Here is a 25,161-nt window from a genome sequence, read left to right as displayed (position 1 = left end):
ATCAAGCGTCTCCTGCGAGATCGTAGGTATGATCTATGCGGACAACATCGCTGGGCCAGCCCAGGTCCTCCTGTATCCTGTCATGGAAATGGCTGGAGGCTTCCGGTTCCCCGTGAACGATAAATGTCCTGGCTGGCGGGGCCGCAAAGCCATCCAGCCATTTCATCAGTTCATCGGCATCGGCATGGGCTGACAAGGCGGGGAGGCTGGCGATTTCCGCTCTGATCTCAACTTCCTTGCCGAACATGCGAACTGACCTGGCACCTTCGAGGATCTTTGCGCCGCGCGTCCCGGCCGCCTGGTAGCCCGCGAACAGGATCGTGTTCTTCCGGTCCCCGCCAAAGGCTTCGACATGATGCAGGACCCGGCCGCCGGTCATCATGCCGCTCGCTGCGATCACCACCTTTGGCATGCGGTCGCTTGTGATCGCCTTGGAGGCTTCGACGTCACGCGCATAACTGGCAATGTTGCAGGTCTCCATGCACACATCGGGTGTAAATCTGTGATCATCGAGGTGGGCGCAAAGAAGCTCGGTCGCGTTGATGGCCATGGGGCTGTCGAGATAGATCGCGACGTTTGCAAAGCGTCCGGCCTTCTTCAGCATCCAGATATGATAGAGAAGCAGCTGGGCGCGTCCGACGGCAAAAGCCGGAATGACGACCGTCCCGCCGCGGCCGACGGTACGGCCGATGACCTCGCCAAGCTGCTCCATGGGGTCGGTCTTTGGGTGGGTCCGGTCCCCATAGGTGGACTCGATAACGACATAGTCGGCCTTGCGGACGGGTTCGGGATCGAACATGAACGGGTCATCATATCGTCCGAGGTCCCCGGAAAAGACAATCGTCTTCCCGCCCCATTTCACTTCCAGCGTGGAGGCGCCGAGAATATGGCCTGCGCGCCGCATGTAGACGCGGGCTCCGATGTCGAGCGCGATATCTGTATGGAACGCAACCGGCACCAATTGCGCGATTGCAGCTTCGGCATCCGCCACCGTGTAAAGCGGCTTTGCCGGCTCATGCTTTGTGTAGCGATAGCGGTTTGCGCGTTCGGCGTCCCGCTCGGATATATATGCGCTGTCGCGCAGAAGAATTTCGCAAAGGTCCTTCGTCGCCCCGGAACAGTAGATCGGGCCACGATAGCCTTCCCTGACCAGTTTTGGCAGATAGCCGCTATGGTCGATATGGGCGTGCGTCAGGACAATGGCGTCGATCGAGGACGGGTCGACGGGGAAGGGCGCCCAGTTGCGCTCCCGCAAGCCCTTGAATCCCTGGAACAGGCCGCAATCGATCAGCAGGCGCTGTCCGTCATGTTCGAGAAGGTGGCGCGAACCTGTAACGGTTCCCGCTCCCCCAAGGCTCGTCAGGGTCAGAGTCATTGCACGGTCTCCGTTCGGTGGATGGGTAAAACCTGTTTCAGCACGGACGGGTCGCCGTTACCTTCAATGGCGCGGTGCTCATCTTCCGTGAGCAGGCCGGTCTGCCGGAGACCGGCGATCGCCATGGCCGCGTCGACCGCGTGGGCCCAGGTACAGCGATTGGCAAACAGCATTCCTGGTACATCCAGTGTACCGCCTCGTGAGAGATATCCGAGCGCCCGCAGCCGGCCGGGGCCTTCGTCGATACGTCTGAGCAGGCCGGTCATGGGTTCCGGCCGGGTATGGGTCAGGAGTATGCGGGGCAGGCCGGCCGGGAACAGGGCGCGGACAATATGATCCGGTGCGGTGCTGGCCGTTTCGATCGGGTCCCGGCCGGAACGGAACCGACCGGGTTCAAGCACCAGGGTGACGCAGGAGGCCACGCCGCGCCCGGCCAGCCGGTCATGGGCCGCAAGCGCCTCGACCGCCTGGTAGGCGCCGATGGCGACGAACTGGACGCGTGCGGATTCGAGGTCTCCGGCAATCCGGATGGCGCCGATCCTGAGAGCATCGGCGGCCTGTTCCTGAGAGAGCAGATCGCCGACCTGCCGTTTGGGAATAACAAGACAGGCGATTTCGCCACGTCCGCGATAGACACTGTGGAGGGCTTCCGCGGCGCTGTTTGCGTCGACCGGAAAGATGACACGCGCCGTATCGGACATCTCGCCGAGCAGGGCTTCGGGCAGGGTCGGATCCTGATGAGATTGCTCGTTCTTGGCGTTCTCCCAGGTGTGGGATGTCGCGATCAGGGGGACACTGATCCAGCCGGGGGGCTGGCCGAGTTCCTTCTGGCGGCGCGCAAAGATGATTTCCTGCCGCAGGGCGCCCAGCATTTTCATGGCGAAGGCTTCATAACTGACCGCCAGGTTCAGTCCGGCCTTGTTGCCCAGCACAGCCGAGATGACGGCCTCTTCGTTCAACGCAGTAATGATCGAACCATTGATGTCTTCCGGCGTGCCGGGTTCGGGGACATTGACCCGGTGCTTCAGCAGTTCCAGCGTGAGCGGCATGTGATTCGAGCGAAGCTCGTCGGGGTTCGCAACCCGGATGCGCAGGTGCGGATTGGCGCGCGCAATGCCGGCGAAACACCGGTCGATGGTGTCCATGGCGCAGTCCGGGGGCTCGCTTCCGGACCCTGCCGCTGCGTGTGGAGGAAGGTGCGGGCCCGGTACATTCCGAACGGCGCAGGCGTTCCGGCTTTCCAGCACTCGCCCTTGCGCCTTGTGGGTGCTCAGTGAACGGATTGCGTTATCCAGAACGTCATGTGGTGTGAAGAGTGCCCTTGCCCCTTCATTGAAGGCCGCTCGCGCTGCGGGGTCGGTATGGGGGTTGCCGGCGAGAGGGAGGTTATGGGCCCGGTTGGTCCCAGCGCCCGGGAAACCGTAGCCCTTTACGCACGGCGCAATGAGATAGGGGAGCCTTGCCGGATAGGGGCCGTCAGCCTCTGAGAGTCCGGCCAGCCGCTTTTCGGCTTCAAGGATGCCCCAGGCATAGGACAGGGGATCGTGACCATCCAGGATGATCGGGTCAAACCCGCCCAGTTCAAGGTGGCGAACCAGCCAGTCGAGACCGCCTTCCTGGGAGATTTCCGTTCGTTGTTCGATCCGCCTCCCATTGAGGACCATCGCCGGAACGGCAAAGCCGCTGTCGGAGGCGCGCCACCATCTCGGTGCCCAGTCGGATCCGCGCTGCTCCTCGAACGCGCCATCGCTCAGAAAGGCCACCAGGCGTTCCCCAGGCAACGGCATATGGATATATTGCAGGCTTGCAAAGCCGAGGTACCCGCCTTCCGAGAGGCCGCCGGCCGTATTTGGATTAACGTGGCTTCCAAGGGGAACGGCCGGCTTTCCATCGGACGTCATGGCATAGCTGTAAAAATCGCGGACGAGCCGGGTCAGTCCGGCTTCGCTGCGGTCATACCGGCCGCGCTGCGAAGCGGATACATCGCCCGTGAGTGTGTTGACCGCTTCGATCGCGGCCACGCAATGGCCCTGGCCAAGTGTCCAGGCACGTGTGTGTCCGCTCAGGGCGTTGGCTGCAAGGTAGCCCGCAAAGGCGATCGCCATGTTCAGGGAGCCGCCGGTGTGGCCTTCGGGAGACGGCTTGAAGTCCTCGGCAGAAAGAGGGGTTCCGGACAGATCGACCCGGCAGGCGTAAGTCATGTGCGCGACGAGCCACATCGCCGCATTTGCCAGGCGGTCAGTTGCTGCCAGCACGCTTTCTGCCTGCGGCTCGGTCAGGGCCAGCTCGCCGCGCCGGGCCGAATGCAGAATGTCTTCAAGGCGCAGACGGGTTTCTTCCGTGTGGACGATCACGCCATATCCGTCCTGCCAATGTGCTGTCATGATTTACCGGGTTCCAATTGCCTTGTGCGCCTCATGCGCCGCCAACAATCACACATACGCCGTGCCTCCCTCTTCCCCTCATGCCGGGTAGCAAAAGGTTTCCGGACCAGATCCCGCCCGTACCGGACCAAAACAGGGCAATTCCCAGGCAACAGCCGCTTGTGCAGACCGTCAGTCGTTCAGAAAAGCCGCGCCTTGCGCGTCAGCAGGAAAACCAATGGTGGCAGGATGACCCATTGCAGGATCGGGGCAAGGCCTGTGGCCAGGGGACCGACCGTCGGCATAGAGTCCCGATAGGCCCAGCTGCCGCGCAGGCTGACATTCAGCCACTCACTGAAAATGAGATAGGCAATCCCCAGAAGCGTCGCTGCTAGCGCAACGCGCCAGTAGTACTCCGCGGGCCAGTGCCGCCCGCCGAAGGCAAGCCGAGCCAGGGCAAGCGTTGCTGATCCGATCAGCCCGTCCCCGATCGTGCAATGAAGGATCGCGAAAGTCTTTTCGGCCAACGAGGCTTCGGTCCAGATTGTATAAAGCGGCAATTGCGCGATTTCCCAGACGAGATTGACGACAGTCAGGACGAGGACATAGGAGAGGGCAAATCGCAGTGGCCTGCGGGCCGGGTCGAGTTCTGTGATTTTTTTCCTCATTTGCGTCATGTCTCCCTCTCGCCAAGCGACGAAATTCCTGCAAACAGGCAATCTGGCGGTTCGGTACAGCCCGTGCAGTCAGCTGATTGCAAGGACGCTTGTCGATGCATACCAATTATTAGCAGTAGATTCATGAGGGGGTGTTGAAACTGCCGCGTACAGGGCAATACGTAATCCTCCCTAATCTTGCTATCTGAAAGGAGAGCGCCATGAACAAGGATCTCGACGCCCTCATCGCGGGGATCAAGGCCCTGCCGGCCGATCGCGACCTCAGCCATATCGAGCCCGAAGTCTGGGCCCGGGTCGATGCACGGGCCACGGGAACACAAAGGGGAGGCCTTTTCGGCGTTGCAACCAATGGCCAGGTTTCCGCCATGCCTGTGCTCTCCCGCAGCATTGCCGTTGCGCTTGCGGTCGGTCTCTTCGTCGGGGTCATCTCTGTTCCCAGAACTTCCGGACCGAACGAGCTTTCGGTGTTTTCGGTTGAGGCGTCGTACGGACCTTCCGGATTATTGCGCTAGGAAAGCTTATGCGGCTTGAACACTGGATCATCGTTGCCTTTGTTGCGCTGTGCGCAGGCATGACCGGCGTTTTTCTTGCCGGAAACTGGTCCCCGGCGCCGGAGGTCCAGCGGGCTTCGGGGCTACATGACCTGATCCACAAGGACCTTGAGCTCTCCGACGCACAGGAGCAGCGCCTTGAAGTCGTTGAACGCAAGTTCGCGGCGCGCAAGAAGGCGCTTGAAACAAGGTTGCGAGCGGCCAATCTCGCGCTCGCCGACGCGATCGAGACCGACAAGGCGAATTCCCCCGCTGTCCAGGCGGCGATTGATGATTTTCACGAGGCCATGGGGGAGCTGCAGAAGCTCACCATCGAGCATGTGTTCGAGATGCGCGAGATACTGGATGAGGAGCAGGCTAAGGCGTTCGACAAGGAAATCGTTCGGGCACTGAAGGAGCAATAGACATAGTCGCGTGGCCCATAATGAGCGAACAGACGCGGAACTTGCCGTTGCGGCGGCGGGAGGCGAGGAGCGCGCCTTCACCGAGCTTATGCGCCGCTACAAGGAGCCGCTCTATCGCTACATTCACCGGTCCATGCGCGGGGATGAGGACGCGTATGACGTGCTCCAGGACGCATTCACGGCCGCCTGGCGGTCAATCGACCGCTATGATCCGTCACGCAAGTTTTCGACATGGATCTATCATATCGCCCTCAACAAGGTGCGCGATCACGGAAGGAAACGTGCGGTAAGGAGTTTCTTCTTCCAGGCCGCGCCGCTCGACGTTCCGGACCGTCCGGATATCGCGGACCACGGGGCGGACATCCCGGGCGGTTTTGAAATTCACGATGAGCTGAGACGCGTGTCCGCCATGATCGACGAATTGCCGGAGAAGCTGAGGGTGGCGTTCACGCTGCAGGTCCTGCAGGACCTGCCGCAGATCGAGGTCGCAGATATTCTCGGCGTATCGGTCAAAACCGTCGAGACGCGCGTCTACCGGGCAAGAAAAATCCTCCAGGCGCAGGTCGAGTCCGCCGATCAGTGATCGCGCCGCCCAGGTAAGGGTGACGTCCGGGGATTCCGGCTGGACGCGAGATATAGTCCAAGCGCGGCCAGCATCGCACCAAGCGCGACATTTCCTCCGATGGTTTCCCCGAAGAAGGCTGCGCCGGCGCTGACGCCGATCAGCGGTACCAGGAAGCTGAAACTGGCCGCTTCTGAGACGTCCAGCGATTGCAGGACCTTGTGCCAGAGCCAGTAGGCCAGTGCGGTACCGGGAAGTGCCAGGACTGTCAGGGAGAGCGCAAAGCGTGCGGACCAGGTGATGGCGAGCGGGTCCGGGCCGAATGCTGCAAGCAGGGCCAGAGGCACGGCGCCAATCACGAGCTGCAATCCCATGGCCATGGATGCATCGACGCTGGCGGACACATTCTTGATCGCGATATTGCCTGCCGCCACACCGCCTGTGGCAATCATGACGAAGCCCATGCCGTTCAGGGCCTGGTCACCCCCTGCAGCAAGGATTTTCGGGGCAGCGACCAGGGAAACGCCGACAGCCCCCAGAACGAGGCCCGTCCAGTTCACGAGGCGGGGGCGCTCCCCGAGAAACAGGAAGGCAAGCAGGGCCGTCATCATGGGCTGGAGGCTTTCGATCATGGTGGCCAGCCCCGGAGACACGAATTCGGAAGCGTGGAACATGCCGAAATAGCCAAGACTGGTCATGCTGAGCCCCGTCAGGCAGATCCACCCCCATTCCGCAGCGCTGGAAGGAAGGCGGCATTTCCGTGCACCGGCAATGGCAAGAAGGCCGCCTCCTGCAAGAAGGGCGCGCAAGGCGGCGAACGTCAGATGAGGCGCATCAGACAGGCCCATTGCGATAAACGGATAACAACCGGCCCAGAGGAGCATAACGAGGATGGCAAGCGCGTGCGGGCCGGTCATGGAACCCCTTGGTCGGTCAGGAAACATATTTGCAGTGCGCAAGGCTGTCTGCCTGAGGGGCGCACGCACATGCGACGTAATACGTTCCAGGAGCGCACATCCCCTTGCGTTCCCGAGGTTTAAAAAGGAGTTTACTCATGAAACCTGTCTGGATAGCGGCTGCAATGCTCGCCCTATCGCCCGTGGCACTGGCTCAGGGCGGTCACGATTCTCACGATCATGGCGACAAGCCCGCCGCCGAATCCGGTGCTGCTGGCGGAGCTTCCTGCATGACGGGCCATGAAGGCATGCCTGATTGCAAGGCCGGTATGGAGAGCCAGATGACCGGTGGCCAGATGATGACGCAAGGCGGCAACATGATGGATCACGGCGCCATGAAAATGGGCGGCGACGGCATGATGATGGACCATGACGGCATGAAAATGGACGGCGATGGCATGATGATGGGCCAGGATGGTACGAAGATGAACCAGATGGGCGCCGATGATTGCGATGCCAAGCATGAAGCAAAGGAACATGACCCCGCCGATCACTGTCCGAAGACTGAGGGTCAGGGGGGCGGTGACGGGACTTAATAGGCCCGGCCAACAGACCGCAATCTTGCGTCCGCTCCGGACCTCGTCCTCAAGAGATGAGGCACCGTTTGGCGCAAAAACAGAGACAGCGGCAATGGTCCCACACATTGCCGTCAGGTCCTGCAATGTTCCCGTGCGTCCTTCCCCCCACGATCCCGGTGCATTGCAGGACCGCCCCTCCGGGGCAAAGCATAACCGAGATCGGGATCGTGAAGACCTGAGGCCTGCCACCGCAAAGGGGTCTGCGGGCCGGATAAGGGAGTGGTCCGAATGACCGACGAGATGTCTGCAAGCGACGAGCGGCGGAACTTCATTTTTGTGGCGACCGGTGCTGTCGCGTTTGGTGGGGCCGCGATGGCGGCCTGGCCGCTGGTCGACCAGATGAACCCCGCCGGGGATACGCGAGCCTCCAGTTCCCTGGATGTCGATATTACAAAGATAAGGGTCGGTAGCGAGCTGAGGGTCCTGATCGGCGGCAAGCCATTTTTCGTCCGGCACAGGACGGAAGTTGAAATCGCCGAAGCCCGTGCGGTCAATATTTCGCGGCTTCGCGACCCGGAGACCGACGAAGAGCGCCTGCGTCCCAATCAGGATGGGGGCCTCAATCCCGCCATTCTGATAACTTCTGGCGTCTGCACGCATCTTGGCTGCGTTCCGCTTGGTCCCAATCAGGGAAATGTCGGAGACTATGGCGGATGGTATTGTCCCTGTCATGGGTCACATTATGATACGTCCGGCCGGATCCGGAAGGGACCGGCGCCTCTCAACCTTCCCGTTCCGGAATATATCTATCAAAACGGCAATATCGTCACGATTTCCATTTGATACGCCGTCCCTTCGCGAAAAGCATGGATTCGAGCCTGCCGTGATCAACACTTATTCGTGCGGGGCACGCTCGATGTCCTGCAGGTGTCCCCAGCGTGGCCAGAAGCGGGGTGTAACAGCCGCATAGGCGCGGTACGCCTCTCCGAATTGCGCTTCGGCATCGCGTTCTTCCCTCAATGCCAGGCGGACATACATGAATACGAGAATGGGGAACATGATCAGGGTCAGGACGGTTGGCCACTGCAGGAGGAAACCGAACATGATCAGCACGAAGCCTGCATATTGCGGGTGCCGCATACGGGCATAGATACCTGTTTGCGCGAGTGTGCCAGAGCGCAGCGCGCCGTGCAGGACAGGCCATGCGGCAGACAGGACGCTAAAGCCCAGAAATATGAGACCGAGGCTCGCCCAGTGGAATGGGCCGAAGTGCGGATTGCTCTTCCAGCCAAATATCATCTCCCAGAAATGTCCGGACTCGTGGGCGAACCAGTTGATGTCGGGAAATTTCGATTCAAGCCAGGGCGCAAGAAAGTAGATCGAAAGCGGGAAGCCGTACATTTCCGTAAACAGCGCGATGATGAAGGCACTGAAGGCGCCGAAAGAGGTCCAGTCCCTGGATCTCGACGGTTTGGCGAAACTGAAAGCGAAGATAATGAAGACCAAAGAGTTCAGGACGACGAGAAACCAGAGCCCGTATTCGGACTGTGCCATGGACGGGTTCATTGGCCGGGTCCTTCCTGGTTGTCCGATGGGGGCAGGAAACGATCTTCATGCCGGCCATGGCCGGCTCCGTGCCCGGCGTGTCCGCCATGCATGAACATGTGCATCACGCCGCAGAAGAGCAGGAACCCCAGAAAGAAGACCGCGTTGGCCGGGATGTGCGCCCGGTGTTCATAGAGCAGGAAGAAGGCGATCAGGCCGCCAAAGGCGATAATCGGCAACCAAAGGCGTCCGCCCCGGGGGTGATGGTTCCGAAATGATCTATTATCCTTCTGCATGGCGTTTCTCCTCTGCCATCAGGACTGCGCACTGGACCGCGTGCGGCCGGTTCGACGCGATATCGCCTGGAATAATTGGGTCATGTGCCTGCCCGCTGCCGGTTCAGTTTGAGGAGCTGGGCATTGACGGCGCAGATTACCGTGCTGGCGGACATGAACACGGCGCCGATTGCCGGGGTCAGGATCACGCCCCACGGGAAGAAAAGGCCTGCGGCTGCCGGAATGGCGAACGTATTGTATCCGGTTGCCCAGGCGAGGTTCTGCATCATTTTCCTATAGGTCGCCCGTGCAAGTTCGATGATGGCGACGACGTCTGCAGGACTTGAACGCACGAGAATGATGTCTGCCGTCTCGATGGCAACGTCTGTTCCGGCGCCGATTGCAATGCCGACATTTGCCTGAGCGAGGGCAGGGGCGTCGTTGACCCCATCACCCGTCATGGCCACGATCAGGCCACGCGACTGAACTTCCCGGACCTTTGCGGCTTTTTCTTCCGGCAGGACTTCGGCAATGACTTCGTCCAGCCCGATCTCGCGGCCAACCCATTCAGCCACCTGCCGGTTGTCCCCTGTCAGCATGATACATCTGATGCCCATGTCCCGAAGGTGCCGGATGGCCTCGCGGGATTCCTCACGAACGATATCGGCCAGCGCGATGGCCCCGGCGAGCCGGTCGTCAATCAGGACAAAGACGACGGTCTTTCCCTGCCGGCTCAGTTCCTCAAAGCGCGGGTCTTCCATGCCGATGCCCTGGTCACGCAGGTAGCCGGGACTGACGACCTTTACCTCGTGTCCTTTCACCTCGCCGGAGGCCCCCTTGCCGGGGATCGCCCGGAATTTTTCGACCGGCCAGGCCTGTTTTGAGTCGCGGACAATCCCCTGGGCGATCGGGTGCTCGGAATGCGCCTCGATCGAAGCGGCATAGGCGACGATTTCTTCTTCGGAATGGGTGGTATCGAAGACGAGCGTATCGGTGATTCCGAACTCGCCCCGGGTCAGTGTGCCTGTCTTGTCGAATATGATGGCATCTATGTTGCGGGCCTCCTCGAACGCCGTCCGGTCACGGATGAGCAGCCCATTGCCTGCGGCGATGGCCGTCGAGCGCGCAACGACCAGCGGCACAGCAAGGCCGAGCGCGTGCGGACAGGCAATCACCATGACCGTGACAGCGCGGGCCATGGCGAACCCGAAACCCTGTCCGGTAAAAAATGTCCAGAACAGGAAGGTCGACAGGCCTCCGCCGAGTGCGATGAAGGTGAGCCATTTCGCTGCCGAGTTGGCGAGGTCCTGTGTCCGGGACTTGCTGGCCTGGGCTTCCTTGACGAGCTTGATCACGCTCGACAGGAATGTCTCGTCTCCGGTCTTGTCGACCCGGATGGTCAGCGAGCCTTCTCCATTGATGGACCCGCCAATCACCCGGTCATCAATGCTCTTGGATACAGGCTTCGATTCGCCCGTCAGCATGGATTCGTTCAGCGAAGAGTCGCCATGAACGATGATGCCGTCCGCCGGAACCTTTTCGCCAGGCTTGATCAGCAGCTGTTCGCCGCCGCGCAGTGTCGACACGGACACGTCCCTGACAGAGCCGTCGTCGGCGAGGAGGTGGGCTTCATCTGGCATGAGGCTGGCGAGCTTCTCGAGCGCGCGCCCGGCACCGAGAACCGATTTCATTTCGATCCAGTGCCCCAGCAGCATGACAGCGATCAGCGTGGCAAGTTCCCAGAAAAAGGTCTCGTCGCTGCCGATCGCGACCATGCCGACTGAATAGGCATAAGCGGTGGTGATCGCGACCGAAATCAGGGTCATCATTCCGATCCCGCGCCCGGTTATTTCCTGCCAGAATCCTTTCAGGAAGGGCCAGCCGCCGATGAAGAAGACAAGGCTTGAGAGCGCGGCGAGAAGGATCCGGTCACCGGAAAAGCGTAAACTGTCCTGAAGACCGAGCCAGGTCTGTATCATCGGAGCCAGAGCCAGTATCGGCACGGTCAGGATCAGGACGATCCAGAACCTGCGGCGGTAATCGGCGATCATGCCCTCGTGATTGTGACCCTCATGGGCATGCCCTGCGCCATTGTGAGCGTGATGGCTGTGAGGATTAGCCGTTTCGGGAGAGGCGGCTGCCTGATGCGTGTGGGTCGAGTGGTCCATGATTCTGACTATTTTTCCGTAATGGGACAGGGTCGGCAGGCGCGGGTTGCAATCCTGCATCCTGGCTTGGTGCGTGTGGACATCTCAGGATCAATGATCATGGTCTTCCTTCGCTGCATGCGCTTTGTTTCCCCGTGCAGGGCGGTTGCCGGATTGCTTTTCAGAAATACGTGTCGGCGATGCTGACCCCTCAAAAGCCGATTGCCCGGACTTGTGGGCGGTTGCCAGCACCGGGAGGCGCATGATCGGTCCAGGCGTCGAGGCCCTACCTGTGCACCTTGCTGCCGGATCCCTGACAGGCGCACTGGAAGTATCCGTGTTCGAGGCAGGTATGGCAGGTCTGTTCAAGGCGTTCGCGCATAGCCCGGCGGGCCCGGTGCAGCTTCACCCGAAGGGCGGCTTCGCTGAGGCCGAGGTCTTCAGCGATGGCGGATCTTTCTTCTCCGATGAGATCTGCCCGCCAGATTAGGTCTGCATAGCCGGGACTGAGCGTCGGAAGCATCTTATAGAGACAGGCACAGATCACGAAGTCCAGTTCCTCTTCGCCGAAGAGAAGCTCCGCATTGGCAGCATAGCTGGCCAGCAAATCGCTGGTACGTTTCCTGTCACGGAAATGGTCCGCGATTGTCGAGCGCAGAACCTGAGAGAGCCAGCCGCGCAAGCGGTCTTCATCCTTCAGGTCGGAAAAGCGCGTCAGGGCTTTCACGTAGAAGTCCTGCAACACGTCCCTGGCATCCGCGTCATTGCCGATCTTCCGTTTCAGGAAGCGGTAAAGGTCCTGGTGCGACTCGGTCAGAGCGGCTTCAACGGCCCGCCTGCGCTGCCTTGATGGCGCCTTGTCAGATGTCATCCCTTGGTTCCTTTCGCGGGATCGGCGGGCAGTCTGCATATTCATACGCATCCGGCCGGCATGCCCCTTATCGGGCGTCCGTGGCGCCCGCCCGACTGTAACGGTTGAGGGAGCGGGGCGTCTTCTCCGTATCAGTCAATAAGTTCCGCCTGGCGACCGGCAGGTGGACTCCAACGGAGATCTGGCATGGCACTCATAGGCGCGATCGCAAGAAACAGGCTGGAACGGGCGATCCGCAAGGGATGCCTCGAGGTCAGGTTTCCGGATGGAAAAACAGCGAGATACGGATCCTATCGCGTCCGGCCGGTCCGGATCGCTATCGCCTCGAATGCCTGGCTTCGGCGGATCCTTCTGGATCCGGAACTGCAGGTCGGCGAGGCTTACATGGCAGGCGGCCTGACCATTGAATTCGGCGACCTTTACGACCTGCTGGATCTCTTCTGGGTGAACTTCCTGGCAGACGGACTTCCGGCAGCACGGTTGCCGGCGCTGTTCAGGAAGAGCGCCCGATTGATTGCGCAATTCAATCCGCAAGAGCGATCCGCGCGCAATGTAGCTCATCACTATGACATCGGGAATGATCTCTATCGCCTCTTCCTGGATGAGGACATGCAATATTCCTGCGCCTATTTCCCGGATGCTGAGGTCACGCTGGAGCAGGCCCAGGAACTCAAGAAAGAACATATCGCCCGCAAGCTTTGCCTCAGACCTGGCGACCGGGTGCTGGACATCGGTTGCGGCTGGGGCGGCCTGGCCCTGCATCTTTGCCGGTCGGAGGACGTTCGCGTGGAAGGCGTGACGCTTTCCTGCGAGCAATACGAGTTAGCTCGCAAGCGTGCAGCGGATCAAGGGCTCGGCGACCAGGCCACGTTCCGGATCGAGGATTACCGGTCTCTTACGGATGAGTATGACAAGATCGTCTCGGTGGGAATGTTCGAGCATGTCGGAGTGCCCCACTATCAGGAATATTTCAGACAGATTGCAGCGCGCCTGAGCCCGGACGGGGTTGCCCTTGTCCATACGATCGGCCGAGCGGGCAGGCCGGGTGCAACCAATCCCTGGATCGCAAGGCACATCTTTCCGGGCGGTTACATTCCGGCCCTGTCGGAGATCCTGCCGGCAATCGAGCAAGCGGGTCTGACGGTGCTCGACATCGAAGTCCTCCGCCTTCACTATGCCGAAACGCTGAAAGCCTGGCGGGCGCGCTTTCTGGCGCGCGCTGCTGAGGCCGAAGCCTTGCACGATGCGCGCTTTGTACGGATGTGGGAATTCTACCTGGTATGCAGCGAGCTTTCATTCCGGCACGGTGTCCACAATGTGTTCCAGCTCCAGCTCGGCAAGCGGCAGGAGGCGGTTCCGCTGACGCGGGATTACCTGTATCAGCCAGATCCGATACCTGTTTCAAAGCGTACGAAATCCTGCCTGAATGAGGAAAGGCGCCACCAGAATGTCCGATGACGAACAGGACGCCAGGGGCGTATCAAAAAAAGCCTACAAGCATGATCTCCGGGCGTTGCAAGTAGAGCTGGTCAAGATCCAGAGGCGGGCGATCCGGCACGGGCATCGTATCCTCATTCTTTTCGAAGGGCGCGATGCAGCCGGCAAGGATGGCGTCATCAAGCGGATTTCAGAGCATCTCAGCCCGCGGGATACGCGGGTTGTTGCCCTTGGCAAGCCCTCCGACCGGGACACGAGGAGCTGGTATTTCCAACGCTATGTGCCGCATCTGCCGGCCGATGGAGAGATCGCCTTGTTCAACCGCTCCTGGTACAACAGAGCGGGTGTGGAACGCGTGATGAAATTCGCGCGGAAGGCCGAGGTGGCTGCGTTTCTGGAGACGGTCGGCGCGTTCGAGCAGATGCTCGTCCATGATGGGATGCAAATCCTCAAATACTATCTCGACATAAGCCGGACCGAGCAGGAAACCCGGCTGGAAGACCGCGACCGGGACCCGCTCAAACAATGGAAGAAGAGTCCGATCGATGCAGTGGCCCTGCAAAAATGGGATGATTATACGAACGCGCGCGACGAGATGTTCCTGAAGACGGATTTCGAGCATGCGCCATGGTATGTGGTCCGTACAGATGACAAGCGTGCAGCAAGGCTGAACGTCCTCGGACATATTATCCGGTCCATCGACTGTCCGGAGACGGACAAGACCGTCGCTGCGGTCGACCCGGCCGTCGTGATCGATAATCCGGGACAGAGGCTCGACCGGCTGGCCCGGTAGTGCGCCGCGAATGGATCAGGTCAGGATACTTCTTGCGATCAGAATGACGAGGCCCGCCAGTATGAGCCAGCTGGTCCAGTAGATCCCGTCCATCCACAAGGGCCGCGGAGAGCTCCTGCGAGTGATTCTCGCCAGAGCGATGACGGTCGCGGTCAGGGCGAGCAGGACGACCAGGAGCGCAATGTCCCTGAGATAGCTGGCGACACCCACGCCGAGCCCGAATGCGGCGACTGTGGACAATATCCCGAAGAAGGGCGCGGGAGGCCCCTTGCGGCCTTCCGGTGTATTATGCGCGGGGGCGGGCGTGCGATCCGGACGTTCGTTCATCTGTTCCCTCATTGCTCGATGACCCTTTCGGCAAGGCCAGGCCTGGTCGCCCCGGTACGTGCCAGGTCAACAGACGGGAATGATGCCGAGACGTTACACGCCTGCATGAAATTCACCGGCTTGGAGTTTCTATTGAGGGCGCGCGCGGTCAGGGCCGTATCAGCAGGCAGCGCCAGACATTCACCTGGAAGCCGGGGATGGACATGGAAAACACAGCCAGCCTGCCATCCTCGCATGCTCCGATTGAGACGGTTGTGCGCCCGGCTCCGGGAGCACACAGGCGGCAGTTTCATGCTGCAGGAACCTCATCCCTGTTCCGGCAAGGAGGACGCATGAACCGCTATCACTCAAGGACGAGAGGATGAGCCAGAAAGCCCGGCAAATCCGTCACCTGGTGATCTATGCCGCCCTTGGCGGGATCATCGGTGTTCTGGTGCTGCATCCGGTAAACTCGCTCGTGGTCTGGATGGAGTATGCTTCCCTGTTTTCAGGCAGGTATTCCGGGTTCGGCCAGTTCGCCTGGGAACGTGTCAGCGCCGCGCCCTTGCTCCACCTCATGGCCATGAATGTCATTTTTGCTGCCCTGGGCGCAATTATGGGGCTCGTATTTTCGGTGCTGACCCTTGCACTTTCACGGCAGGCGCGCACGACCGAAGCCTTGCTGGAAGACCTTCAGATGGCTCTGCCCGGCGTGATTGCCGGAGGCGAGAACGAACGGACGGAATTCAAGTCGACCTTGCGCTGGGATATCCGGGAATCGCGAACGAACAGAAGCCTCGAGCAGGTGATCGCCAAAACCATTGCGGGCTTCATGAATCATGAAGGCGGACGCTTGCTCATAGGTGTTGCGGATGACGGCGAACTTCTCGGGATTGATCCGGATCTGAATACACTTCGGAACCCTACGGCGGATGAATTCGAACGTGCCCTGATCGGGATCGTCAGGACCTATCTCGGCAGCGCTGTCTGTCCACTCGTGCGCAGCAGGTTTCTGACGATCGACGGAAAGACGATCTGCTGGGTTCTGGTTGAGCGTTCGGACACGCCGGTCTTCCTGCTTCTGTCGGATACATCGAAATATTTCGTCCGTCTGGGTAATTCAACGCGGGAGCTCAACGCAGCCGAGGCGCACGATCACATTTTACGGCGCAGACATTAAGTCAGCCCCCAGGGGGAGCTGAATGAAACCTGGTCTGCTGCGTCATCGCGACAGGGATCGCTGTACTCGCGTCGCCGACCGCCGGGCGGTGCGTTCAATTGGCCAGCCTGCAATCTGCCGGAACGCTAACCCAGCCCATGCTGGCACCAGACACAAGTGCAGTTCTCGTGATCGCAGCTCGGATCGTTCAGCGCTTTGCCGAGCCGCCATCTTGCGACGGGATAGACAAGCTGTGTCAGGAGGGAGGGCCTGTAGAGCGATCCGAGTTTGCGCCCGGCGTCTGTCCTGCTGAGCCGGTTCAGGGCCCAGCGGCGCAGGCGCTCGTTTGCCAGTTCGTACAGGCAGCGATTGGAGATACCTGTTCGCAGCATGGGCCGAAGGTCGCGGCGCCAGAGCGTCCGATAAGCAGCCCCGGTGAGGATGCTTTGAGCGGCGAGTTGTCCGGAGCGAAGCGCATATCCCATGCCGAATCCGGCCAACGCGTCCTGGAATCCGGCTTGCTCGCCAATAACGGGGCGTTTGCCCTGCATCGCGGTGCGCGGAACCCTTATATTGCCGAACCCGCCAAACGGGCGGGCATTGCGCATATCAAGGCCGGTGGCTTCGGCAAAGAACGCTGCCGTTCGCGCAACATATTCAGCCTGCTGCTTGAACCCGCTAAACATGCAACTGGCGAGCGTGCCGCGACCCTGACGTATCAGGAGATAGGCGTATCCGCCGGGTGCGAGGGAATTGTTGAGCGCTAGATAGTTGCCATCCGGGCAATCGGTTTCGAAAACATAGCCGGCAGCGATGACATCGGCGCGCCGCGGTCCGATCGCAAGCACGTCCTGGCCGCCGGCATCCGTGACCCGGTCGCCAAACCGGACATCCACACCCGCCATCAGGGCCTGTTGCAACAGTCCATGATCAAGACAGCCCGGCTCGCTTCCGCGCCGAACCAGATAGTAAAGCGGGCGGGCGCTTCGAATGGGATAGGCCGTTGCCTGGGCGTCGAATGCTACACCTTCATGAACTGCGTGGGTGCTGAAATTCCGTTCAATCCCTGTCTGCGCGAACCAGTCGATCGCGTCCTCGCTGCGACTCCAGTTTTCGAGCCCCTGGAAGTCCCCGTGGAAGCGATGGCCGACAGAATTGTGCCACTCCCGGACGATTACCTGCCGGCCCGCCCGGGCAAGGATGATCGCGCAGGTCAGGCCGGCAATCCCGGCCCCCGCGATGATCACAGGTGGGTCTTCCACGGCCGGTCCCTTGTCTACGAAACCGGATGGAATGCGGGAGGCCATGGCCGGGACCCATCGCCCTTGAACATCATCCAGACCAGGTAGGCCGACATGACGGCGCCGCCGAAGCAGAACACCGACACATAGGCGTAGGAGAAGAAGGTATACGTCGTAATCAGGACACCGAGCGCCAGCAGACCGAAGATCCGGACACCGCGGATGGACGAGATCAGAAGCGGCAGGATGACGACGGAAATATAGACAACATAAGTGAATTCGCGCCGCCCGACAAAATCCAGAAGTTCGGTGCCTTCATAAACGATCACATGTGGCAGGAAGCGTGTGTGGAGCCAGCCATCATGTGCGAAGTAAGGCACATATTGCAATGCTCCGAGCATTGCGCCGACAATGACGAAGATGAGGAACAAGGGCTTCCGGCGCGGCGGCTCCAGTGTGAACGTCGACACGGGAATCCAGACAGGCCAGGCGAGCCAGGAAAAGAACATGTAGACGAGTGAGGCGTTCAGGATAAGGTCCGTGTTCTGGCCAGCGCCGGCAACCCAGACTACCCCTTCAGCCAATTGCTGAATACCAAAGAGGAGCGGCAAGGTTGCAAGCGGAAGATAATGGCGGTCCGTGCGCCACGCCTGACGCATACTGACCATGCCTGCGGGAATCAGGCCGGCTGCGGCGACGAAACTGACTTCTGGTGACAGGCACATATCTAACTCTTCCTTACAACTCTTCGCGAACTGCGATCCACATCGTCATTGACAAAAGCCGTTACTCGAATTTCGACTGTATCTGCCATCAGCGCCTACGGCGATTGCTGTACGCCTGGGGAGTGAACGGGTACTGGATCGTCCCCACGACAACGAGGCATCCTGAAACCTGTGCAAGCCTGGTACGATCCGGGGGCAATTGCGGCCCCAGACGGAAAGACCGGGCTGCGACCATTTTTTCCTTATCCGTGGTCAGGGCGGATGAAATCTCGGATATCATCTGGCGCCATCCTTGCCCTGATGGCTCATGAACAGGAACAGGTAGGCGGCCGAGCAACTGATCAGTAGAAAGCCGTTCAAGGCCTCTACGCCGGCTACCAGCCGAAGGTGACCGGTTGGGACGATGTCGCCAAGACCGAGTGAGGTATAGCTGACGAGTGAAAAATAGAACACATCCATCGCGCGCAAGGGCTTGAGTTCGGCAAAGCTGCCAAGGTGCAGCGCCAGTCCAGCCCCATAGGTGGCCGCATAAAGTGCAACGACTGAAAGATGTGCAATTCCCGAGATACAGAGCACGAGCACGAGCCTGCCGCCAGGAGAAAGCGTTATTCGATCAGCATGCCGGATGAAGCGGGACATGATCCAGTAGTGAAGGGCGCCGGACAGGATAAATGTTGCGGCCGTAAGAAAGATGGCCAACATCATGGGGAGAATACACCATAAAGGCAGGCTGGCTTAATGGGCATGCGAACTTTCATGACCTGATACTTCCTTGTTGCGGACCTTGCCAAGATAGAGAGCCTCCAGGGCAAAGATCGCCGTCATGGATCCGATGGCAATGAGGATAATCGCGGGATCACTTATCGCCTTTATGAAGATGAAAGCGCCGAGTGCTGCCGCATCGAACAGGATTGCCGAGACAAGGATCCAGGCCCGCGCACCAACATCCGCGCGCAGATGGCGCAACACGCCAAAGTGAATAATAATGTCCATGACAAGATAATAGATCGCCCCAAGTGATGCGATCCGGCCGAGGTCGAAGAAGGCGGCAAGAATGGCCGCGATAACAACGGTGTAGACCAGCATGTGTTTCTGAATCCCGCCCGGCATGCCGAAGTGCCTGTGAGGAATGAGTTTCATGTCGGTCAGCATTGCCAGCATGCGGGAAACCGCGAACACGCTGGCGAGCAGGCCCGATGCCGTCGCGATAATTGCGATAATCACGGTGAAACCCACCCCGAGATCACCAAAGGCGGGGCGTGAGGCTTCGGCGAGCGAGAAATCTTTTGCGGCGACGATCTCTTCCAGCGTCAGCGACGACCCCACAGCAAAGGCGACGGACATATAGACGACAAGACAAATCGCCAGAGACCACATGATGGCGCGTCCGACATTCCTGCCGGGGTTCCTGACTTCTGCACCACTATTGGTGATTGTCGTAAATCCCTTGAAGGCAAGGACCGCCAGTGCGACACCGGCGAGGAAGCCGGCGGGACCGGTCCCATCTTCCGTCGCAGAGCTCGCGGCTTCGAAGGAAAATCCAGACGCCCAGAGGGCGGCACCGGAAAATATCAGTATGCCGCCAACCTTCAGGACGGCTGCAATCTTCGAGACGCCGCCAATGATCCTATTTCCGGCAATATTGACGAGAAATGCAACCGCGATCAACCCGACGGCAAGGAGCGGGACGAGCGTGTCCGTATTTTCGATGTCGAACAATTGCAGCGAATAGGCGCCGAAGGTCCGGGCGACAAGGCTTTCATTGATGATCATCGACATCGTCATGAGGAGCGCGCTGGCGGCCGCGACCGTTGTAGGCCCGTAGGCCTTCTGCAGGATCATGGCGATGCCGCCGGACGAGGGATATTTGTCCGACATCTTGATATAAGTGTAAGCGCTGAACCCGCTGATGACCGCCGCAAGGAGGAAGGCGAGCGGAAAGGCCGGGCCGGAATATTGGGCGACCTGTCCGGTCAGGGCAAATATGCCTGCGCCGATCATCACACCGGTGCCCATGGCAACGGTTCCGGCCAGACTGAGCGACCCTTCCTTATAAGTCTCCGGTGTCATGGCTCGCTGGTCTCGCTGGCCGGGAATCGTCCGACATAGCTCGAATAGGTGCTGGTAGTTCCGCTTCCGAACAGAATAACATCATAGGCATCTGGAGGGCCCTGCATTTCCATGCCGGGAGAGCCCAGAGGCATACCGGGAACCGACAGGCCAGCTGCAGCGGGGCGCTCTGACATCAGGCGCCTGATGTCCGCAGCCGGCACATGTCCTTCGATCGCATATCCGGCAATTTCCGCCGTATGGCAGGAGGCAAGCCGGTCCGGCACGCTCAGCGACGCGCGGACGGGGGCGAGATCTTCCCGCTCGACTACACGCACTTCGAATCCGTCCCGCCGGAGATGTTTGACCCAGGCTGTGCAGCAGCCGCACCAGGGTGTCTTGTAGACGGTCATCGTTTCGGCCCTGGCGGTCCCGGAGTTAATGGCCAGCCATGCCAGTCCCGAAATCAGCGCAACCAGCGTGGCGCCCAACAGGCCCCCAATCCATTTTTTCATGACGTCATCCTTTCAAACCCTCTCTTGGCGCAACACTACAGTGTTCCCAAAGAAAATCGAGGCGGCGGCGAATGGCCACGCTCTGTCTTTCGAACCGGGAAGCAATACGGGTGTCGTACCTTTCCAGTCTCCGCAGTTGTTCTCAGCCGGAACGCACATTGCCGCGATTGAAATAATTGTAGAGCGGGACAAAAACCAGCGCGATATACCAGCCATAGAGATAGGACTCGATCAGTCCAAGGAAGAAACCCGGAACGGAAATAAAGGAAAATCCGGGCAGCAGGGATTCCCATGCAGCATGCATGTGAAGGCTTGCAGGTGTGACGAGGCCCCAGGCAATACATAGGGTAAATGTCATGGCCAGGAATATGGATAGGGCATGCCCCAGTGGTTTGATTTTCATGGCTGTCTCCTTCTCTTTCTTTGGAACACCTGTGGCATTCCTTCCATGACGTGTGGCCCTCGTCCCGTTCCCAATGGGAGTTTTCCGGGGTCAGCCTTTGTGATACGGCAGGTTGCCCCGAGTTGAGTTCCTGTCAGTGTGCATGGCTTTCATCCAGGGGGCTGGAAGACCAATGGATATGCGTGATTTTCCAACCGTCCTCATTCCGCATGAGAACCATGGTTTCCATGGACCGGAGGTGGACGGCCTCACCCTTGTATGTACCGTTCATCTCCGATTGCGAAATGACGGTCGCCATGTCGCCTGCCTGGAAGACTTTCCGGTCCTGTAGCTGAACATTCATCATGGTCATGAAGGACATGTCGGATTTCATGTGATGGCCGGCATATTCCTCGAAGGACAGCTCGGCCTGTCCGCCCTCCGCGATGACCGCGTCCGGTGCCATCATGGCGCGCAAGCCATCTTCATCACCTGACCGCAAGGCGGCCGAGAAGGCATCGGCCACGAATTCGGGCGTGCCGGTCTGGGCTGCCCCGGACACCCTCCCGGCATCTGCCTCATGATGGCTGCCGGGACCGTCCATGTGGCCGCCTTCCGCCATCTCGTCATGGTGCCCGTCGTCCATCTCGTCATCGGAGTGCTCATGGCCTGGCGCAGACGCCATTTCATCATGCCCGGCAGCGATGGCCGCCTCATCTGTCTTGCCACCATGATGATGATCGTGGCCTTGGCCTGTGACCTCGGGCAGACTCCTCACGCCAAGTCCATATCCGTAAACGATCTTCCCGCCCCACCAGGCTGTCGCGGTCAGCGCGAGGGCGGCGGCAGAAAGTGCGCCGACAAACAGGACCGACGCAGATTTTGCGCGGGTTCGCCAGCGCCACACCGCAAGGAGCAGAATGGCCGATCCCGACGGCACCGCCCAGTTGCGGTGTGTCGTCATGGCAATGTGCGACGGCTCATCATGATCGACCGAATAATAGGCCTGGAAGCCCGCGGCGATGGTCACCACGATCGAAGCGGCCGCAAAAGCCAGCAACCAGTCTGCCGCGGGCCACAAGGATTGGGTCCAGCGGCCGGAAGGGAACACGCGACACAGGAGGTAGGATGCGGCGGCCGTCATGCTGAGGGCGTAGGCAAAATGGACCAGGATGGGGTGAATATTCGGTTCTATGAGGCCGTCCAAGAAAGGCTCCTGTCTTGTTGCCGGGTCGTCAGGGCTTTCGGCATGCGGCCGGCAACCCATTCATTCTGGCAGGTGATACGCGCCGGATGCACATGTCCCTCGAAACCGGTTCACCCGGCATCATCGAGCTCGCGTTTGCGCCTTTCGAACTCGTCCCGGTTGATCTCACCCCTGGCGTAACGGCGTTTGAGAATTTCAAGCGGTGTTTCCGGATCAGACGGGGGATCGCGCCTCCGGCCTGGGAGCGAGCGAAGCAGGAGACCGGCAAAAAGAATGATTCCGCCCCAGACGATGAGGCCGCCGACACCGCCGGGCATCCAGTGATTCATGTTTGCCATCCGATCCTCCGGTCTGCTTCAGAACCAAGTGCGGATACCGCCCACCACGACCACCTGGTCCGGGTCTCCGCCAGCTACTCTGGTATAGTCTCGGGAACCGCCAAATTCAGATTGCCACTCGACGCCTACATAAGGCGCCAGTTCCCGGACGAATTCATATCGTAACCTCAGGCCTGCATCGATCGAATTCAGGCCCGAGCCGGTCTCGCGTTCGGCAATGTCCTGCGCGGAGAAGTTCGCCTCGATGCGGGGCTGCAGAATCAGACGCTGCGTCAGCAGAAACTCGTATTCTGCTTCGAAGCGGGCTGTCAGGTCACCTTTTTCACTGAGAAAAGCCGAGGCATCGATCTCGAACCAGTAGGGTGCCAATCCTTGGAGCGCCAGTACGCCATGGGTCAGGCCATGGGGTTCGAAATCATGCCGCACGCCGGCTTGAAGGTTCCAATAGGGAGAGATTGCGCGGGAATACAGCGCCTGGAGCTCGGCGTCTTCGGTACCGTCGCCATTCAGGGAAGTACGTCCCTCGGACTTTATCCAGAGCTTGTTGATATCATCGCCCCAACTGGCCTGGCCGTTCCAGTACAGGGATTCCGATTCGTCAGAAAACTGCGCTTCGAGCTGGTTGAACAGAACATAAAAGGAATTCTGTGCGCCGCCTCCGGCCTGAACCGCCCTGCGGGCATCAGCCATTGTTTCCTTTCCGTAATAGGCGTCGGCCTGTGACCAGGGCTTTTCAGAAGAAGACGGCGGCTGATCATCATGTGCTTGCGCTGATGCGCTTGTCGTAACGGCGATTGCGGCGAGCGCTGCGAACATCACCTTGCGCATCACTTCATCTCCTCAGGCTTGTCATGGCCCATGGCGGAGTGGTCCATCATATCGTGATCCATCGGCATTTCGTGCTCCATAGGCATGTCATGCCCCATCATGTCATGGTCCATTGGCATCTTGTCCGTGGACGGCAGGACGGACACGACCTGCATCATGCCGGCATGCATGTGGTAGAGCAGGTGGCAGTGAAAGGCCCAGTCGCCGACATGTTCTGCCGAAACGTCAACGCTCAGCTTTTCTGCGGGTTTGACGACCACGGTATGCTTGCGCGGCTTATGATCTCCTCCTCCGTTGACGAGGTCGAAGAACATCCCATGGAGATGGATCGGGTGTGGCATCATTGTATCGTTGATGAGGGTCAATCGGACACGTTCGCCTTCGCGAAACCGGATGGACTGCGTGACTTCTGAAAACTTCACGCCGTCGAATGACCACATATAGCGTTCCATATTGGAGGTGAGGTGTATGACGACTTCTCTCTGCGGTGATCGGGAGTCGGGATTCGGCTCGAGGCTGCGAAGCTGAGAATAGGTCAGTGTACGGTGCGGCTGATCGGATAATCCAATGCCCGGCTCATCAAGCCGGCTTGAGGGCATGGCCGCAATGTTTGCAACGCCAGGTCCCTTTTTGAGAGACGCTTCAACACTCGCCAGTTGCGTTGGAGGGCCGTGCGGATCCGGGCCCATAGCCGTACGTGGCATATCCCCATGTGTCATGTGATCCATGCTCGACATACCAGACATGTCGGACATGGTGGGCCTGTTTTCCATATCGCTCATGCCGGCCATGCTCTTATGGCTCATGCCCATGTCCTTCATCGTCAGTGATGGGACAGGCCGCAGGTCCGGAACCGCCGCACGCAGGCCGGGTCGAGGGCCGAGGGTGGCGACGGCTTGACCAGAACGGTCAATTGACTCGGCGACGAAGGCGTAGGTCTGATCATCTTCGGGAGCAACGATAACATCATAAGTCTCTGCGACGCCCATCTGGAACTCGTCCGTCTCGATTGGCTGAATATTCAGACCGTCGGATTGCACAACGGTCATTGGAAGACCCGGAATGCGCACATTGAAGAGCGACATGGCTGATGCATTGATAATCCGCAGTCTGACGCGCTCGCCGGGCTGGAACACCATATTGAAATTCTCAGCGGTGGAATGACCGTTTATGAGATAGGTGTAGGTCGGTGCCCCAACGTCTGCGAGATCGCGCGGGGACATACGCATTTTGCCCCACATGGCGCGATCTTCCAGCGTGTCACTGAATCCGTTATTGGCGGCATCCCTCAAAAAGTCGGGAAGGGTCCTGCGCTGGAAGTTCAGGCTTTCGGCATTATTCTTGAGCTTTGCATAAATCCGGTGCGGGTCTGTGAAGGACCAGTCACTGAGCACCAGAACGTATTCCCGGTCGTAGGCGATGGGATCCCTCTCTGACGGTTCGATGATGATCGGGCCATAATGCCCTAGTTGTTCCTGCAGGCCGGAATGGGAATGATACCAGTACGTGCCATTCTGTCGGACCGGAAACTGGTAGCGGAATGTCTTGCCAGGTTTTATGCCTGGAAACGTAACACCCGGTACACCATCCATCTGGAACGGGACAAGCAGGCCGTGCCAATGAACAGACGTGTCTTCCTGAAGCTTGTTGGTGACATTCAACGTCACCGTCTCGCCTTCGCGAAAGCGAAGCAGCGGGCCCGGCAGCTGTCCATTGATGCCGACGGCCTTTCCGGTCTTACCGTTGATGCGTACCGGAAACTCTGCAATCTCCAGATCGAAGGCGGTACCTGAGGCCGAAGTAATTCCCAGGTTTCCGTCACTGGAGGAGCGGGCCCACGCTGGAAGCATACCAGCTACCCCGAGAGCAGCGCCTGCTCCCAGCGTGTAGTGCAGCAGATGTCGTCTTGAAAGCATATCGGTATCCAACAATTCGTG

General features: G+C 59.7%; 27 protein-coding genes. 8 read left to right on the top strand and 19 right to left on the bottom strand.

The genetic code is table 11. The features are described from left to right. Position 1 precedes the first annotated feature (1 nt). The 3 genes from R3C98_RS09495 to R3C98_RS09485 form a co-directional block, all read right to left on the bottom strand. Positions 2-1,375 carry an MBL fold metallo-hydrolase RNA specificity domain-containing protein gene (locus tag R3C98_RS09495; protein ID WP_371313847.1) on the bottom strand — a complete coding sequence of 458 codons (1,374 nt, stop codon included), beginning with the start codon at positions 1,373-1,375 and terminating at the stop codon, positions 2-4. After that, positions 1,372-3,759: a xylulose 5-phosphate 3-epimerase gene (locus R3C98_RS09490; RefSeq protein ID WP_371313846.1), complete on the bottom strand. Its 2,388-nt coding sequence runs from the start codon at positions 3,757-3,759 to the stop codon at positions 1,372-1,374. Before R3C98_RS09490 ends, R3C98_RS09495 begins: the two co-directional genes overlap by 4 nt. A 179-nt stretch (positions 3,760-3,938) precedes the next feature. Then, positions 3,939-4,406, bottom strand: a complete 468-nt coding sequence (locus tag R3C98_RS09485; protein WP_051600094.1) for a hypothetical protein — start codon at positions 4,404-4,406, stop codon at positions 3,939-3,941. A 209-nt stretch (positions 4,407-4,615) separates the two neighbouring features. On the opposite strand from R3C98_RS09485, the gene R3C98_RS09480 reads away from it, so the two are divergent. Genes R3C98_RS09480 through R3C98_RS09470 form a run of 3 tightly spaced genes read left to right on the top strand, consistent with a single transcriptional unit; the run spans position 4,616 to position 5,953 of the window. After that, the gene (locus tag R3C98_RS09480; RefSeq protein WP_034767320.1) at positions 4,616-4,927 is read left to right on the top strand and encodes a hypothetical protein; all 312 of its coding nucleotides are present in this window, start codon (positions 4,616-4,618) and stop codon (positions 4,925-4,927) included. Between the two features lie 8 nt (positions 4,928-4,935). Continuing rightward, complete coding sequence (locus R3C98_RS09475; RefSeq protein WP_034767318.1) at positions 4,936-5,370, top strand: Spy/CpxP family protein refolding chaperone; 435 nt, start codon at positions 4,936-4,938, stop codon at positions 5,368-5,370. A 10-nt stretch (positions 5,371-5,380) separates the two neighbouring features. Further along, positions 5,381-5,953 carry an RNA polymerase sigma factor gene (locus R3C98_RS09470; RefSeq protein WP_034767315.1) on the top strand — a complete coding sequence of 191 codons (573 nt, stop codon included), beginning with the start codon at positions 5,381-5,383 and terminating at the stop codon, positions 5,951-5,953. Here the strand turns inward: R3C98_RS09470 and R3C98_RS09465 are convergent. Further along, positions 5,947-6,849 carry a DMT family transporter gene (locus R3C98_RS09465; protein WP_371313845.1) on the bottom strand — a complete coding sequence of 301 codons (903 nt, stop codon included), beginning with the start codon at positions 6,847-6,849 and terminating at the stop codon, positions 5,947-5,949. The two genes, R3C98_RS09470 and R3C98_RS09465, sit on opposite strands and share 7 nt — an antisense overlap. A 137-nt stretch (positions 6,850-6,986) precedes the next feature. On the opposite strand from R3C98_RS09465, the gene R3C98_RS09460 reads away from it, so the two are divergent. Both R3C98_RS09460 and petA read left to right on the top strand, forming a co-directional pair. Continuing rightward, a complete protein-coding gene (locus tag R3C98_RS09460) occupies positions 6,987-7,424 on the top strand; it encodes a hypothetical protein (protein ID WP_371313844.1) in 438 nt (145 codons plus the stop codon). A 270-nt stretch (positions 7,425-7,694) separates the two neighbouring features. After that, positions 7,695-8,249, top strand: coding sequence for a ubiquinol-cytochrome c reductase iron-sulfur subunit (gene petA, locus R3C98_RS09455; RefSeq protein WP_371313843.1), 555 nt, complete (start codon positions 7,695-7,697; stop codon positions 8,247-8,249). A gap of 51 nt (positions 8,250-8,300) precedes the next feature. Here the strand turns inward: petA and R3C98_RS09450 are convergent, their stop codons facing one another. The 4 genes from R3C98_RS09450 to R3C98_RS09435 all read right to left on the bottom strand — a co-directional run bounded on the left by R3C98_RS09450 (position 8,301) and on the right by R3C98_RS09435 (position 12,244). Then, on the bottom strand, positions 8,301-8,960 hold the full coding sequence (locus tag R3C98_RS09450) for an isoprenylcysteine carboxylmethyltransferase family protein (RefSeq protein ID WP_371313842.1): 660 nt from the start codon (positions 8,958-8,960) through the stop codon (positions 8,301-8,303). Positions 8,961-8,968: 8 nt separating this feature from the next. Then, positions 8,969-9,247 carry a DUF2933 domain-containing protein gene (locus tag R3C98_RS09445; RefSeq protein WP_081814501.1) on the bottom strand — a complete coding sequence of 93 codons (279 nt, stop codon included), beginning with the start codon at positions 9,245-9,247 and terminating at the stop codon, positions 8,969-8,971. 80 nt (positions 9,248-9,327) lie between these two features. Further along, positions 9,328-11,394 carry a copper-translocating P-type ATPase gene (locus R3C98_RS09440; RefSeq protein ID WP_034767306.1) on the bottom strand — a complete coding sequence of 689 codons (2,067 nt, stop codon included), beginning with the start codon at positions 11,392-11,394 and terminating at the stop codon, positions 9,328-9,330. A gap of 265 nt (positions 11,395-11,659) precedes the next feature. Next, positions 11,660-12,244, bottom strand: a complete 585-nt coding sequence (locus tag R3C98_RS09435) for a sigma-70 family RNA polymerase sigma factor (RefSeq protein ID WP_034767304.1) — start codon at positions 12,242-12,244, stop codon at positions 11,660-11,662. A gap of 186 nt (positions 12,245-12,430) precedes the next feature. Between R3C98_RS09435 and R3C98_RS09430 the strand changes: the two genes are divergently transcribed. Both R3C98_RS09430 and ppk2 read left to right on the top strand, forming a co-directional pair. Next, positions 12,431-13,702, top strand: a complete 1,272-nt coding sequence (locus tag R3C98_RS09430) for a cyclopropane-fatty-acyl-phospholipid synthase family protein (protein ID WP_051600091.1) — start codon at positions 12,431-12,433, stop codon at positions 13,700-13,702. Continuing rightward, a complete protein-coding gene (gene ppk2, locus R3C98_RS09425) occupies positions 13,692-14,474 on the top strand; it encodes a polyphosphate kinase 2 (RefSeq protein ID WP_051600090.1) in 783 nt (260 codons plus the stop codon). The genes R3C98_RS09430 and ppk2 overlap by 11 nt, the downstream gene beginning before the upstream one ends. 15 nt (positions 14,475-14,489) lie before the next feature. Here ppk2 and R3C98_RS09420 read toward each other — a convergent pair whose 3' ends face one another. Beyond that, the gene (locus R3C98_RS09420; RefSeq protein ID WP_034767302.1) at positions 14,490-14,801 is read right to left on the bottom strand and encodes a hypothetical protein; all 312 of its coding nucleotides are present in this window, start codon (positions 14,799-14,801) and stop codon (positions 14,490-14,492) included. A gap of 361 nt (positions 14,802-15,162) precedes the next feature. Between R3C98_RS09420 and R3C98_RS09415 the strand changes: the two genes are divergently transcribed. Then, complete coding sequence (locus tag R3C98_RS09415; RefSeq protein ID WP_034767300.1) at positions 15,163-15,960, top strand: helix-turn-helix domain-containing protein; 798 nt, start codon at positions 15,163-15,165, stop codon at positions 15,958-15,960. Between the two features lie 125 nt (positions 15,961-16,085). Here the strand turns inward: R3C98_RS09415 and R3C98_RS09410 are convergent, their stop codons facing one another. The 10 genes from R3C98_RS09410 to R3C98_RS09365 all read right to left on the bottom strand — a co-directional run bounded on the left by R3C98_RS09410 (position 16,086) and on the right by R3C98_RS09365 (position 25,140). Then, positions 16,086-17,246 (bottom strand): NAD(P)/FAD-dependent oxidoreductase, encoded by a 1,161-nt coding sequence (locus R3C98_RS09410; RefSeq protein WP_034767298.1) that lies wholly within the window; start codon positions 17,244-17,246, stop codon positions 16,086-16,088. Beyond that, positions 17,216-17,905, bottom strand: a complete 690-nt coding sequence (locus R3C98_RS09405) for a DUF6629 family protein (RefSeq protein ID WP_051600089.1) — start codon at positions 17,903-17,905, stop codon at positions 17,216-17,218. The genes R3C98_RS09410 and R3C98_RS09405 overlap by 31 nt, the downstream gene beginning before the upstream one ends. A gap of 276 nt (positions 17,906-18,181) precedes the next feature. Continuing rightward, the gene (locus tag R3C98_RS09400; RefSeq protein ID WP_034767296.1) at positions 18,182-18,610 is read right to left on the bottom strand and encodes a potassium channel family protein; all 429 of its coding nucleotides are present in this window, start codon (positions 18,608-18,610) and stop codon (positions 18,182-18,184) included. Positions 18,611-18,640: 30 nt separating this feature from the next. Next, positions 18,641-19,975, bottom strand: coding sequence for an APC family permease (locus tag R3C98_RS09395; RefSeq protein ID WP_034767294.1), 1,335 nt, complete (start codon positions 19,973-19,975; stop codon positions 18,641-18,643). Beyond that, on the bottom strand, positions 19,972-20,469 hold the full coding sequence (locus tag R3C98_RS09390; RefSeq protein ID WP_034767293.1) for a DUF411 domain-containing protein: 498 nt from the start codon (positions 20,467-20,469) through the stop codon (positions 19,972-19,974). The genes R3C98_RS09395 and R3C98_RS09390 overlap by 4 nt, the downstream gene beginning before the upstream one ends. Positions 20,470-20,611: 142 nt before the next feature. After that, a complete protein-coding gene (locus tag R3C98_RS09385) occupies positions 20,612-20,872 on the bottom strand; it encodes a DUF5676 family membrane protein (protein WP_034767291.1) in 261 nt (86 codons plus the stop codon). Positions 20,873-21,005: 133 nt separating this feature from the next. Next, positions 21,006-22,058, bottom strand: coding sequence for a nuclear transport factor 2 family protein (locus R3C98_RS09380; RefSeq protein WP_065383084.1), 1,053 nt, complete (start codon positions 22,056-22,058; stop codon positions 21,006-21,008). 110 nt (positions 22,059-22,168) lie between these two features. Continuing rightward, the gene (locus R3C98_RS09375) at positions 22,169-22,396 is read right to left on the bottom strand and encodes an SHOCT domain-containing protein (RefSeq protein ID WP_051600087.1); all 228 of its coding nucleotides are present in this window, start codon (positions 22,394-22,396) and stop codon (positions 22,169-22,171) included. Between the two features lie 18 nt (positions 22,397-22,414). After that, a complete protein-coding gene (locus tag R3C98_RS09370; RefSeq protein ID WP_051600086.1) occupies positions 22,415-23,224 on the bottom strand; it encodes a copper resistance protein B in 810 nt (269 codons plus the stop codon). Beyond that, on the bottom strand, positions 23,224-25,140 hold the full coding sequence (locus tag R3C98_RS09365) for a copper resistance system multicopper oxidase (protein WP_034767289.1): 1,917 nt from the start codon (positions 25,138-25,140) through the stop codon (positions 23,224-23,226). The genes R3C98_RS09370 and R3C98_RS09365 overlap by 1 nt, the downstream gene beginning before the upstream one ends. Positions 25,141-25,161 lie beyond the last annotated feature (21 nt).

Source organism: Hyphomonas sp. (assembly GCF_041398465.1).
Classification (GTDB): Bacteria; Pseudomonadota; Alphaproteobacteria; order Caulobacterales; family Hyphomonadaceae; genus Hyphomonas.
The sequence above is the reverse complement of the archived record's forward strand: the minus strand, read 5'-3'. Positions and strand labels throughout refer to the sequence as shown.